Here is a 13,366-nt window from a genome sequence, read left to right as displayed (position 1 = left end):
GAACCCGGGATGGAGCGGGAGCCCCGGTCAGCGGGGAGCGCGCGAGGGCGCCCGAGCCGGAGCCCGGACGCCCTCAGATGCGACGGATCAGCGGAACACGAGGAATCCGCTCACCCCCGTGGACGACGCGACGGTGTCGCTGCCGTCGTACTGCGCGATCACGACCTTGACCCCGCGGGACTGCGCGGGCAGCGGGATCGTCACGGTGCCCTCGGCGAGCGCACCGGTGTAGGACCGGCCGTTCACCCACACCTCGACCTCACCGGTGGCCGCCTCGCCGCCGGAGGGGGTGACGGCGACGGTGACCGCGTAGTCCTGGGACGACGTGCCCACGTAGCGGTTGAGCGTGACCTTGGTCTGCGACGTGAACTTCACGAAGACCCCGGCGCTGTCGGCTACCCCGGGGGTGGGGTTGCCGGCGGCGGTGGCCGTGACCCGCACCGAGAGGGTCGTGCCCACGTCGGCCCTGGTCACCTTGTACGTCTGCGCGGTGGCGCCATCGATGGGCTGACCGTCGCGCAGCCACTGGTAGGCGACCTCGACCTCCGCCGGCTCCCACGTTCCCGGCGTCGCGGTGAGCGTCTTGCCCACGCGCGGGTCGCCCGAGATCGTCGGCGCCTCCGTGGCCGCCGGCGCCGCCTGACCCGAGTCGACCGTCAGCACCGTGCGCACCGCCGAGTCGGCGTACTGCGCGACGCCGAGGTACCGCGTCTGCGGCTGCAGGCCCGACCACGACAGTGCGTAGGTGGTCTCGACCCCCTGTTCCACGGGGATCGGGTTGGGAGTCGCCGTCAGCGCCCCCTCGCCGACTTCGGCCGGCACGTTGCCGAACCACAGGTCCCACGTGAAGGGGTCGGTGAAGGAGAACACGTTCGCCTCGATGAGGTACGTGCCCGCCGTCGGCTCCTGCAGCGTCACCTGCTCGTCCGCCGCGCCCGTCGCCGACTGCCACACCTCGTAGTAGCGCAGATCGTCGGGGCTGACGACGCGGTACACCGCCAGGTCGAGGTCGCTGGTCTCGTCGTCGGAGGAGTCCAGCGTGAACCGCGACAGGGCGGTGCCCTCGGGCACCTCCACGATCCAGCTCACATACCCTTCGCTGTCGGCACCGGAATTCTCATCGCCGGTGTGGCCGTCCACGGGGTTGTCCGGATCGGCCAAGAGCTCCATCGGCGCCAGGCCGCTGAGGTTCACCGGCAGATCGCCCGTGATCCCCGGCGTGATGGTCACGTCGGTGCTGCCGTCGATCCCGGTGCCCGACACCTCGGCCGGAGCATCCGCCGTCACCGGCTGGATGACGATGGGCGAGCGCACCGTGGTGTCGCCGCTCGTCCAGGTCAGCCGTCCGCTCGTCCACTCCTCCGCGGGAGCGCCGTTGCGCGTGAACGTCACCGTGTACGACTGGGTCTCCCCGGCCGCACCGAAGGTCAGCGAGGCCGGCTCGACGACCGCGTCGATGCCCGGTACGTCGATGGATGCGGTGAAGGTGCCCGCCTGCGTCGCGGTCACCGTGCGCGTCACCGTCTGCGGCGTGGAGAGCGATCCGATCGCGATGGAGGCGAGGTTGAGGTCGCTGCCGTCGATGGGCTCCACGCCGAAGTCGTACAGGCCCTTGCCCTGCAGGTACGCCGCCCAGTCGTCGGGACCGTTCAGGTAGAGCAGCCCCGGCTCGAAGAACCGGGTCGGGTCGACGTGACCGGCGCCCTGCGCGAACGGGTCGGTGGCCGTGGAGCCGTCGTCGTTCACGGTGTCGTACGCGGTGGTCATCATCGCCGACTTGATCTCGGCGGGCGTCGCGTTCGGACGCTCCCCGAGGTACAGCGCGGCGAGCCCGGCGATGTGCGGGGCCGACATGGACGTGCCCGACTTGAAGCCGAACGTGGGGTCTTCGCCCGCGCGGTTCTGCGTCGCGGCGAGGATCGCCACGCCGGGGGCGGTGAGGTCGGGCTTGAGGATGTCGCTGCCGTCGGCGAGCATCGGCCCGCGGCTGGAGAAGCCCGCGATCACGGGGGTCGGGGTCTCCACCCCCGTGACGTTCTCACCGATCAGGGTGGCCGTGGCATCCGGAGTGTTCCGCACGTACTCGAGCAGCGCGGCACGGAAGGTGTCGGCGATGTGCACGGTCGGCACCGAGTGGAAGTCGTTGTCCAGCGAAGACGGCGTGACGTTGACGAGGATCATGCCGATCCCGCCCGCCTCCTCGACGGCCTGCGACTTCTCGATGCGGGCGTTCTCGCCCCGGTCGCACACGACGATCCTGCCCTCCGCCTCGGCCGGATCGAGCGCCCCGATGTAGCACAGCGCCGCCTGCGCGGGATCGGCGCCGTCCGCGACGATGTCGCCGCCGTACACGACCGGACCGGTGACCTCCTCGCCGGACGGCACCGACACCGATGCGCCCGCGGCCTCGAAGCCGTTGGGCAGCTGCACCGTGCCCTCGTAGGTGGGGACGGTGGATGCGGCGACCGTGGTGTACCACGGCGACGCGTGGTCGGCGGTCGCTGCTCCCGGCCCGGCGTTGCCGGCGCTGACGGACACGAAGATCCCGGCGGCGGCGGCGTTGAAGAACGCGCGGTCCTCGGTGGAGAAGGTCGTGGTGGCCGCTCCACCGCCGATGGAGTAGTTGATGACGTCGACGCCGTCCGCCACGGCGGCGTTGATGGCGGCGAGCAGGTCGCTCAGGGCGCAGATGTCGTCGGTGTTGACCAGCGGGTCGGGACCGGAGTAGCACGCCTTGTAGGCGGCGACCTTGGCCCCCGGCGCCACGCCGGAGATCTCTTCGAAGTCGATGCCCTCCACGCTCGCGGCGACGGCGTGATTGCCGGCGGCGGTGCCGGCGGTGTGCGATCCGTGCCCGTCCCCGTCACGCGGAGACAGCACGTCGGCGGAGAAGTCGTAGCCCGCGGCGGCAGCACCCGAGCTGAAGTACTTCGCGCCGATGAGCTTCGTGGAGTAGTCGTCGACGTCCCACTCCTCTCCGGTCACGCGCTCGCTGCGGAACGTCGTGCCGTCGCTCTTGGCGAAGACGACCTCGTTGCCGTCGAGGTACGGCTCCGCGCCGGGCGAGGTGCCCAGCGGCTCACCGGCGAACGACGGATGCTCCGGTGCGATGCCGGTGTCGATCACGCCGACGACCGTGCCGGCGCCCGCCGCATCCGGTCCGCCGACCGCTTCCCACACGCCGCCCTCGCCCTCGAGCCCGAGGAACTCCGTGGAAGGGACTGCGTCGGGGTGACGGATCTCGTCGGGCACCACCGCGGCCACGCCCTCGGTGGCCGCCAGCTTCGCGGCCTGCTGCGCGCTCAGCTGCGCGCTGAACCCGTTGGCCGCCAGCGTGTACGAGTACTCGCGGTCGGCCCCCACCTCTGCCGCGACCTCCTGCTGGCGGTCGTCGAGGAACTGGGTGTACTCCTGCACCTCGGGTGCCCTCGCGTCGAGCTTGTCGCCCTCGTCGGGCTGCGTCGAGCGCAGGTTGGACACGCCGCCGTCGTAGGTCGCGGCCGGCGCCTCATCCAGCAGCACGATGTACTGACCGCTGGGGGCGTCCACGGGAACGGGGCTGGTCACCTCCCCCGCGGCGACGGCGCCGTAACTGGCGGTGGCGGACAGGCCGGTCAGGAGCGCGGCAACCGCCACGACAGCGACCGAACGCAGGGGTCGACCCATAATGCGCTCCAGACGGGGGGATGTATCGAGCGAAATGCGTGACAGCTCTGCCGCGCGTTGCACAAACATAGCTCACAGGTCACTACCAGCCAATGGTCACATCGCCTCTGGATTCTCCCGGCCCGCGGCGGGCAGGCTCTCAGCGGCCAGGGGTACGCTGAACGCGTGGCCGCGGCATCCCGACTCCCCACGCGCGTCCTGCTGATCTGCGCGGCGATCGGTGTCGCAACGGGGCTGCTGTCGGCCGGCTGGGCCGTGCTGCACGCCATCACCGCCGTGGGCGCCGTCGCGCTGTACGGACTCGTGCTCGGATTCCACGCCCTGCCCGGCGTCATCGCGCAGGAGATGCTGCGCCAGCCGTGGGTCGCCCTCATCACCCATGCGATCGCGGCGATCGTGGGATCGGCGATCGCCCCGACGATGCTCGCCGGCTACATCCTGGCCGCGGTCGTCTTCGGCGGCGTGCAGGAGGGGGTCGCCGCTCTCACCCGCTATCGCCACTGGGAGCCGTGGCGCTTCTTCCTCTCGGCAGCGGTGACGGGCCTCGTGCTGGCCGTGCCCATGTGGTTCGCGTTCGGCGTCGCCGGCTTCGAGCTGTGGGTGCAGGTGGCCTTCGTGGCGCTGTTCCTGCTCGGACCCGTCGCCTGGACCGCGGTGGGACTGGCCGTGGGCACGGGCCTGCGCCGCGCCGGCGTCGCCCGCACCGCGACCCGGCGGTGACCGGGATCTCCGCCGCGCCGCTCCTGCGCCTGCGCGGCGTGGCGATCACCCACGACGGAGCCGACGTGGCGACCCCCGCCGACGTCGGGTTCGACGTGTCACCGGGCGAGGTCGTGCTGGTGCTCGGGCCCAGCGGCTCGGGCAAGTCCACCCTCGCGCTCGCCCTGAACGGCCTCATCCCCCACGCCGTCCCCGCGACGGTGACGGGCTCGATCGAGGTGGCCGGCATGGATGCGGCGACCACACCGGTGGCCACGTTGAGCACGCGCGTGGGAATGGTGTTCCAGGATCCCGACGCCCAGATCGTCACCGGCACCGTGCTCGACGAGGTCGCCTTCGGCCCAGAGAACCTGCGGCTGCCGGTGGACGTCGTGCTCACGCGGGCCGAGGCGGCTCTGCGCCGCGTGGGCCTGTGGGACCGACGCGGCGACAACCCGGATCTGCTCTCCGGCGGAGGGCGGCAGCGCCTCGCGATCGCGGCGGCGCTCGCCATGGGCTCGCCCCTGCTCGTGCTCGACGAGCCCACTGCGAACCTCGACCCGCGCGGGATCGAAGAGGTGTACGCCGCGCTGGCCGACGTCGTCGCCGCCGGCGACCGGGCGATCCTCCTCGTCGAGCACAACCTCGATGCCGCCGTGGGCCTGGTCGACCGGGTCGTCGTCCTCGATGGGGCCGGGCGACTGGTCGCCGACGGATCCGTCGACGACGTCCTGCGCGGCCGTGCGGAGGAGCTGCAGGCGATCGGGGTGTGGCTGCCGACATCGCTCCTCGCGGCGCTGCGGCTGCGCCGCGCGGGGTACGCCATCGATCCGCTCCCCCTCACCCCCGGCGAACTGCGCGCCGCGCTCGAGCGGACGCCGCCGCCGGCGGCGGCGTCCGAGGCGGCCGGACGCGGGCGGCCGGCCGCATCCGGAGGCGAGCCGATCGTGCGCGTGCGGGGGCTCACCCTGACCCGCGGGCGCGGGGCGGCCCGCACCACCGTCCTGGACGGCGTCGACCTCGACGTCGCGGCGGGCGCGTTCGTCGCCGTCGTGGGGGCCAACGGCGCCGGCAAGACGACGCTCGTGCAGGCCGTCGCCGGGGTGCTGCGCCCGCCACGCGGCACGGTGCGGCTCGATGGACTCGACGTGCACTCCGCCGACGCCCACACCCTGTCGCGGCGCGTCGGCTTCGTCTTCCAGAACCCCGAGCACCAGTTCATCGCGCACACCGTCTTCGACGAGATCGCCCACGGCCTGCGGATGCAGCGGCTGGCCGACGACGTCGTCCGCGCCCGCACGGACGAGATCCTCGAGCGATTCGGCCTCACCCGATACGCCGGGACGCATCCGTTCCTCCTCTCCGGCGGGCAGAAGCGGCGACTGTCGGTGGGCACCGCGCTCGTGGGCGGTGCGCGGATCCTGGTGCTCGACGAGCCCACCTTCGGTCAGGATCGCGCGCGGGCCGACGAGCTCCTGACGCTGCTGGACGGCCTGCGCCGCGAGGGCACGACGATCATCGTCGTCACTCACGACATGCAGCTCGTGGCCGAGCACGCCGATCATGCCGTCGTGCTCGCCGGCGGACGTGTACTGGCCGCCGCCCCCACCGCCGAGGTCTTCGCCGATGACGCCCTCCTCACGCGCGCGGGTCTCCGGCCGCCGCCGCTGCGGGCCGCGCTGCACGCACTCGCGCAGCATCCGGAGCTGTCCGCCGTGGCACGCCTCGCCGACCTCCCGGGCGGCAGCGGATGAGCGCGCGCGTCGACCCGTACGCCGCCCCCCTCGCGACGGGGCGGCTGCGGTTCCTGCCGCGCCTCAATCCCCTCGCCAAGCTCGCGGCGCCGCTGCCGGCGATCGTGCTCGTGCTCTTCGCCCGTGATGTGATCACCCCGCTGACCTTCCTTGTGCTGGGGTACGCGGTGCTGGTGGTGGGCGCCCCGTGGACGCGGCGCCTGGGCATGGCGCTGGGCGTTGTCGTGCCGGTGGGGGTGGCGGCGGTCGGCGTGGCGTTCTCGCTGTGGGCGGATGCGAGCCGCGTCGACGACACCGCCGTCCTCGTGCAGCTGGGCGGATGGACGTGGTACGCCGGCGCTGTGGAGAGCGGGTTCTCCACCGCGCTGCGACTGGCCGCCATCCTCGTCCTCGCCCTCATCGGCGGGATGACCACGACGGGGCCGGACCTCGTCCGCGCCCTCGTCCAGCAGCTGCGTGTGCCGTACCGCATCGGCTACACCGCCCTCGCCGCGTTCCGCTTCGTGCCGCGGTTCGGGTACGAGCTGGACGTCATCCGCCAGGCTCATCGCGTCCGCGGGGCCCACGGCGGCCGAGGACCCTTCGCCGCCATCGCCCGATGGGTCGGCTACATGGTGCCGCTGCTGGCGGGCGCCATCCGTCACGCCGAGCGCGTGGCCCTCGCGATGGATGCGCGCGCGTTCGGCGCGTACCCCGAGCGCACCGAACGCCACCTCGTGCCCTTCCGCACCCGCGACGCCGCGTTCGTCGCGGGGTTCTGGGTGGTCACCGTCGCGCTGTTCTGGGTGGTGCGCGCGTGGGGCGCCTGACGGCCCCGCGCCGCAGCATCCGGCTAGACATTCCCTAGAATCGGCCCAACGCCTCGACCGGGCGCGGAGGGGAGACGCCATGGCACGGCGACGCAGAACCGTGGCCCGGCACGCCCGCCTGGGCTCGCCCAGCATCGCCGGGCAGCTGCTGACCCTGGTCGCCGTCGCCGTGGCGGTCGTACTCGTGGCCGCCGCCGGCACCGTCGCGTACGCGACGTACGACCTGGCCGCGAGCTTCACCGAAGACGCCGTCGAGCTGGAGGACCAGCCGTCACCGCCGCCGGACATCGGGGCGATCGAGGGCGGGGTGAACCTCCTGGTCACCGGCATCGACGAGTGCGAACCGGAATACGCCCACTTCTTCGGCAGCCGGTGCACCGGGAAGGATGCCGCGAGCCGGCTCAACGACGTCAACATCCTGCTGCACATCTCCGACACTCCCCGGCGCGTGACGGTGGTGTCGTTCCCCCGCGACCTCATCCTGCAGGCACCCGGCTGCACCCGCACCGACGGGTCGCGCTGGAGCGGCGGGACGGTCCAGATCAACGAGCTGTACTCCATCGGCGGACTCAACTGCATCGCGAACACCGTCGCCGACCTCAGCGACCAGGAGATCCCCTTCGCCGCGACGGTGACCTTCGGTGGCGTCATCGAGATCACCGATGCCGTCGGGGGCGTGGAGGTGTGCCTCGCGCGGGGCATGCGCGACCGCGAGACCGGCATCGACTGGCCCGCGGGGCCGCGCACCGTCGCGGGGATCGAGGCGCTGCAGTTCCTGCGCACCCGCTACGGCGTGGGCGGCAGCGACCTCGCGCGGGTCAGCAACCAGCAGCAGTACATGTCGCGCCTGGCCCGCAAGCTCGTGAGCGACGAGGTGCTCTCCGACCCCGCGACGCTCTACCGGCTGGCGGCGACGGGGCTGCGCAACGTCGATCCGTCCACCACCCTGACCAACCCGCTCACCCTCGTGCAGATCGCGCTGGCCGTGAAGGACGTGCCCTTCGAGGAGATCGTGTTCGTGCAGTATCCGACGCTCACCGCGCCGTCGGACGAGGACCGCCTGGTCCCGAACTACAGCGCCGCCGCACCGCTGTGGCAGGCGCTGGCCGAGAACCGTCCGATCGAACTGACGGGCGAGGTCGGCGCCAACAACGGCGTCGTCGAGGTCACCCCCGAGCCCACCGACCCGTCCGCGCCGCCGACGGAGACGGCCGCACCCACGCCGACGGCCACTCCGACTGCGCCCTCCGACGCCGTGGCCCTCCCCCCGAGCGTGACGGGTTCCACCGCCGCGCAGGAGACCTGCTCCGCCGGAAACCTCTCCCAGTAACCCGGCCCCCGCCGGGGTCGCCCGGCGCGCACCCGTGTGCGCAGAATTCAGGAGATCCGCGCCCCCGGCGGCCGCCACAGCACCCCGGCCCGGCGTGTCTCCTGAATTCTGCGCGCTGACGGCTGGGCTCAGCGCCGCCCGGCGAGCTGGCGGCCGACGATCTCGCGCATGATCTCGTTCGTGCCGCCGTAGATGCGGTGCACGCGCGCGTCGAGGTAGGCCCGGGCGATGGGGTACTCCGTGATGTACCCGTAGCCGCCGTGCAGCTGCACGCACGTGTCGAGGACCTCGCCCTCGCGCTCGGTCGTCCAGAACTTGACCTTCGCGGCCTCCTCGGGCGTGAGCTTGCCCTCGCCGTACAGGGCGATCGCGCGATCGACGTACGCCCAGAGCACGTCGACGGTGGTCGCGACATCCGCGAGCCGGAACCGCGTGTTCTGGAAGTCGATGACGGGCGTGCCGAACGCCTCGCGGCTCTTGACGTACTCCAGCGTCCACGCGAGGCCGGCGTCCGCGGCCGCGGCGGCGGCGACACCGATCGAGAGGCGCTCGAGCGGCAGGTTGCGCATGAGCTGGATGAAGCCGTGCCCCTCCTCACCGCCGATGAGGTTCTCCTCGGGCACGAAGACGTCGCTGAAGGACAGCTCCGCGGTGTCGTGGCCCTGGAAGCCCATCTTGTGCAGCTTCTTGCCGTGCTCGAAGCCCGCCATGCCGTTCTCGATGAGCACCAGGCTGAACGCATCCGGGCGGTTGCCCTCGCCCGTCTTGACGAAGGTGACGACGAGGTCGGCGGTCTTGCCGCTGGAGATGAACGTCTTGGCGCCATTGACGAGGTATCCGCCGTCGACCTTCTTCGCCGTCGTGGTCACGCCGCGCAGGTCGCTGCCGGCGCCGGGCTCGGTCATCGCGAGGGCGCCGATCACCTCACCGGTCGCCATGCCGGGCAGCCACTTCTGCTTCTGCTGCGGCGTACCGAAGTGGGCGAGGTAGGGCACCGCGAGGTCGTCCTGGATGCCGAAGGCGCCGGCGAGCGAACCGGCACCGGCGCGGATGACCTCCTCCATCACGATCGTGCGGAAGCGGTAGTCCTGCAGCATCCCCGCGCCGCCGAACTCCTCCGGCACCGACAGGCCGATGAGGCCGGACTGGCCCGCCGCGAGCATCGTCTCGCGGTCGATCTCCCCTTCGGCGTCCCAGCGCTCGCGCGCCTGGTTGGAGACGTAGCGCTTGACGAATTCGCGCACCACGTCGCGGAACGCCTCGTGGTCTTCGTCGTAGATGTCGCGGTCCATGCCGACTCCCTCTCTGCTCCGAGTGGATGCTGTGGGCTCCGGCCGATCGACCGTGCTGCCCGAGCGATTCTAAGGGAGCGCTCCGCCGCGCCGGACGTCCGCTGTCGGAACCGCATCCCACCGACGGTGATACCCGGTGCCGCGTTGTGGGATGGCGCCAGATGCCGGCCTACTGCGCGTAGCCGGGGGCCGGAGGCAGGCCGAAGAACTCCTCGAGGGTGGTCCACCCGCCCTCGTGGTACGTGCGCGCGAGGTCGGGTCCGATGTACCGGAGGTGCCAGGGCTCGGGCATGTATCCGGTCACATCCGTCCGGCCCTCGACGTACCGCACGATCCAGCCGTACTCCCACGCGTGCTCGGCGATCCACCGCCCCTGTGGGGAGCCGGCGAGGTCGTCGATCGTCGCGCACGAGCCGTCGCACGGGACGACATCCGCCGTGAGGCCGGACTGGTGCTCGCTGAAGCCCGGCCGCGCGCTGACGAGGTCGGCGCCCTCCACGCCGCGGTCGGCGGCGTGCCCCCCGTAGGTGCTGCGCTGCGTCGCGTACGAGCGGTACGCGCTCTCCACGGCGATCTCGCCCGCACCGGCGCCGGCCGCCGCCTGGACGAGCGCGCTCAGGGCGGATGCCGCATCCTCTCGCAGCGCGGTGTCGGCGAGGGTGCGCACGCCCTCGGGCGCGCGCAGCGGGTTCGGCTCGACGTCGATGGGGACGTAGGGGCGCTGCTTGTTGATGACCACCCACACGCGGGCCGGATCGTCCAGCCGGATGCACGGCGCCGTCCCGGTCGCCACCGCGGAGCGGAACAGCTCGGGACCCCCGGCGGCCGCGATCGCCGCGGCGTCGTCGCCGGCTGCCACGGCGGCGGCGAGTGCGGGGTCCTCGCACAGCGTCCCACCTCCGGTCGTGCCGCCGGTCGGCGCGGGCGACATCACGGGCGTGGGAAGCCCTTCGGCCGGGATGGGCTGGATGAGCGCCTCCACCGTCTCCTGCGGGGCCGCGCTCGACGGCGCCGCCGCCGGTTCGGCCAGGGCCGGGGCGGTGAGGGCGGCGCCGGTCGCCGCGGCGGCGCCCGTTGCGAGCAGGAGGGCTCCGGAGAGCGCCACGACGACGCGCATCCCGGGTCGCCGGCGGCGTGCGTGCTGCGCAGGCGCCGTCACGCGGGTGCGGGCACTCCGCTGCGCGGCCTCGCGAAGCGCGCGGCGCGTCAGGGTGTGCGGGTCGGGTGCCGTCACGCTCCCATTGTCCCCCAGGCCGCCTCGCGCGTCAGCGCACGGCCGACGCTTCGAATCTCTGTGCGACCGTCTTGACAGAGATTCGTACGTCTGTTCCCATGGAACGATGAGGTGGCAAGGGCAGCAGCTGGGAGTCGACGACCCGTCCGCTCTCCCGGGCATGGAGCGGATGGACGGCCTCGTCCGCTCGGTCACGACACCGGAGTTCGCCGGCATGACCTTCCACGAAGTGCTGTGCAAGACGGCGCTGAACCGCGTGCCCGGCGCATCCGCCATGCCGTTCGACTGGACGGTGAATCCGTACCGCGGATGCAGCCACGCCTGCACGTACTGCTTCGCCCGCGGGACCCACGAGTACCTCGATCTGGACGCCGGCAGCGATTTCGACTCTCAGATCGTGGTCAAGGTCAACGTCGCCGACGTGCTGCGCACCGAGCTGCGGCGCGGCTCGTGGACGCGAGACCCGGTGATGCTCGGCACCAACACCGACCCGTACCAGCGCGCCGAGGGGCGCTATCGGATCATGCCGCAGATCGCATCGGCGCTGACCGAGTCGGGCACGCCGTTCTCGATCCTCACCAAAGGTTCGCTGCTGCGGCGCGATCTGCCGCTGCTCACGGATGCGGCGGCGTCGGTGCGCGTCTCGCTGGCCATGTCGATCGCGGTGTTCGACGATGTGCTGCAGAAGTCGATGGAACCGGGGACGCCGACCGCGCAGGCACGCCTGGACACCGTGAAGGCGGCCACCGAGGCGGGATTCCGGGTGACTGTCTTCCTCATGCCGGTCCTGCCCCATCTCACCGACTCGGTCGCGGCGCTCGACGACGCGCTGCGTCGCATCCGCGAAGCCGGAGCCGACCGCGTCGTATACGGCGCGCTGCATCTGCGCCCGGGCGTGAAACCGTGGTTCTTCGCATGGCTGGAGCGGGAGCATCCGGAGCTCGTCTCCTCGTACCGCGGCCTGTATCCCGGGGTCTCGTCGCAGGCACCGAAGGGGTACCGGAAGTGGCTCGCCACCCGGGTGCGGCCGTTGCTGCGGCTGCATCGCCTGGACGGGCGCGATGAGGACGACCATCCGCGCGGCCGGCCCGTGCCAGGCCTCGCCGATCGCGCCCTGCGCCCGGTCGAGGGCGATCCGGGCGCGTTGCGGGGCCTCGGGCCGGTGCAGGAGACGCGGCCGCGGGTCGCACCCGCCAGCGCGCCCACCCTTTTCTGACGACGCAGGCGCCGCGGGCGGTGCCCGCGATAAGCCCGCGAACGGCGAGACCGCACCCCACCGGCGAAACAACGACATCATGTCGCGGTCTCGTCGGTGCGATGCGGTCTCGCGGAGTCTGGTTCGCCTCCCGGCGGGGTTCCGTGGCCACCCCGTGCGGAGGACAATCGGCGAGCATGACCGACACCGCTTCGACGGACGACCGCCGCCGCATGTGGGACGCGAGTCGCCGTGCCCACCACCTGCTCTCCGGCGAGCGGCCCCTCACGATGACCGAGCAGCTCGAGCGCCTGACCGCGGGGAGCGCCGACCTGGACCGGCGCGGAGACGTCTACGGAGATGGCGTCATGCGCGAGCTGGAGGAGCGCATCGCCGCGATGCTCGGCATGCCGGATGCGCTGTGGCTGCCCACCGGCACGATGGCGCAGCAGATCGCCCTCCGCTGCTGGGCGGAGCGGGCCGGCACGACGCGGGTGGTGCTGCATCCGCGTCACCACACCCTGCTGAACGAGGAGGACGCGGTCACCGCGCTCGCGGCATTGACCCCCGTGTTCGCGACGGAGGAACCGCGCTACGCCACCGCCGAGGAGACGGGGGCGGCCGCGCGAGGTGCCGCGGCCGTCGTGTTCGAGGTGCCTTTCCAGGACCTCGGATACGAACTGCCGCCGTGGGCCGACTTCCGTGCCGCCGTCGGGGCGGCCCGCGCGGCCGACGCCGCCGTGCACCTCGACGGCGCGCGCCTGTGGGACGCCGCGGCGGTGTGGCGACGGGATACCGCCGAGGTCGCCGCACTCGCCGACTCGGTCTACCTCTCCCTGTACAAGGCGCCGGGAGCGATGTCGGGGGCCGCCCTGGCGGGCGACGCGGAGCTCATCGATCGCGCGCGCACGTGGCGGATCCGCTACGGCGGGCAACTCTTCTCAGCCTGGCCCGCGGTCGTCGGCGCGCTGCGCGGCCTCGATGAGCGCGTCTCGCGCGTACCGATGTGGACGGCCCACGCCGGTGTGATCGCCGGCGCTCTCGACGACGTCGGGATGCGGCCGCTCCCCTCCGCTCCCCGGCCCCGCGAGTTCTTCGTCCGCGCCGAGGCGAGCGCAGCCGACATGAACCGCGCGGTGCTGGAGGTCACAGAGACCACCGGATGGCGCTTCCTGCACGGATGGTGGGCGGAGGAGGGGGGCGGCGCGCTGGCGGAGATGACGACCGCCGATCCGGCGCTGGACTGGACGGCCGACGACGTCCACCGCGTCGGCAGGCTCGTCGCCGACCGCGCAGGCGGCACACGATGACGCCGCATCCGGCCCGCGCGCCGGATCGGCCCCATCCCGGATCAACTCGCGAACGGCGAGACCGCACCCCACCGGCG

Annotated in this window: 9 protein-coding genes; 6 read left to right on the top strand and 3 right to left on the bottom strand. The window is 72.4% G+C overall.

What is annotated here, in order from left to right; translation table 11 throughout:
* Window positions 1-87: 87 nt before the first annotated feature.
* Window positions 88-3,666: a S8 family serine peptidase gene (locus tag E4K62_RS00760; protein ID WP_167747680.1), complete on the bottom strand. Its 3,579-nt coding sequence runs from the start codon at window positions 3,664-3,666 to the stop codon at window positions 88-90.
* 165 nt (window positions 3,667-3,831) lie between these two features.
* On the opposite strand from E4K62_RS00760, the gene E4K62_RS00755 reads away from it, so the two are divergent.
* The 4 genes from E4K62_RS00755 to E4K62_RS00740 all read left to right on the top strand — a co-directional run bounded on the left by E4K62_RS00755 (window position 3,832) and on the right by E4K62_RS00740 (window position 8,258).
* On the top strand, window positions 3,832-4,386 hold the full coding sequence (locus E4K62_RS00755) for an ECF transporter S component (RefSeq protein WP_135062635.1): 555 nt from the start codon (window positions 3,832-3,834) through the stop codon (window positions 4,384-4,386).
* Window positions 4,383-6,119, top strand: a complete 1,737-nt coding sequence (locus E4K62_RS00750) for an ABC transporter ATP-binding protein (RefSeq protein WP_135062633.1) — start codon at window positions 4,383-4,385, stop codon at window positions 6,117-6,119. Before E4K62_RS00755 ends, E4K62_RS00750 begins: the two co-directional genes overlap by 4 nt.
* Window positions 6,116-6,928, top strand: coding sequence for an energy-coupling factor transporter transmembrane component T (locus tag E4K62_RS00745; protein WP_135062631.1), 813 nt, complete (start codon window positions 6,116-6,118; stop codon window positions 6,926-6,928). The genes E4K62_RS00750 and E4K62_RS00745 overlap by 4 nt, the downstream gene beginning before the upstream one ends.
* Before the next feature lie 79 nt (window positions 6,929-7,007).
* The gene (locus E4K62_RS00740) at window positions 7,008-8,258 is read left to right on the top strand and encodes an LCP family protein (RefSeq protein ID WP_135062629.1); all 1,251 of its coding nucleotides are present in this window, start codon (window positions 7,008-7,010) and stop codon (window positions 8,256-8,258) included.
* A gap of 128 nt (window positions 8,259-8,386) precedes the next feature.
* On the opposite strand, the gene E4K62_RS00735 is transcribed toward E4K62_RS00740, so the two are convergent.
* Both E4K62_RS00735 and E4K62_RS00730 read right to left on the bottom strand, forming a co-directional pair.
* Entirely contained in the window at window positions 8,387-9,550 is a 1,164-nt protein-coding gene (locus tag E4K62_RS00735; protein ID WP_135062627.1) for an acyl-CoA dehydrogenase family protein, read from the bottom strand.
* A gap of 169 nt (window positions 9,551-9,719) precedes the next feature.
* A complete protein-coding gene (locus E4K62_RS00730; RefSeq protein WP_135062625.1) occupies window positions 9,720-10,784 on the bottom strand; it encodes a M15 family metallopeptidase in 1,065 nt (354 codons plus the stop codon).
* Between the two features lie 106 nt (window positions 10,785-10,890).
* On the opposite strand from E4K62_RS00730, the gene E4K62_RS00725 reads away from it, so the two are divergent.
* Both E4K62_RS00725 and E4K62_RS00720 read left to right on the top strand, forming a co-directional pair.
* Window positions 10,891-12,000, top strand: a complete 1,110-nt coding sequence (locus E4K62_RS00725; protein ID WP_135062623.1) for an Rv2578c family radical SAM protein — start codon at window positions 10,891-10,893, stop codon at window positions 11,998-12,000.
* A 176-nt stretch (window positions 12,001-12,176) separates the two neighbouring features.
* Entirely contained in the window at window positions 12,177-13,289 is a 1,113-nt protein-coding gene (locus E4K62_RS00720; protein WP_167747679.1) for a beta-eliminating lyase-related protein, read from the top strand.
* Window positions 13,290-13,366: the final 77 nt, after the last annotated feature.

This window comes from Microbacterium wangchenii, from assembly GCF_004564355.1.
Classification (GTDB): domain Bacteria; phylum Actinomycetota; class Actinomycetes; order Actinomycetales; family Microbacteriaceae; genus Microbacterium; species Microbacterium wangchenii.
Note: the sequence above shows the minus strand (reverse complement) of the source record. Positions and strands in the feature narration are given on the sequence as shown.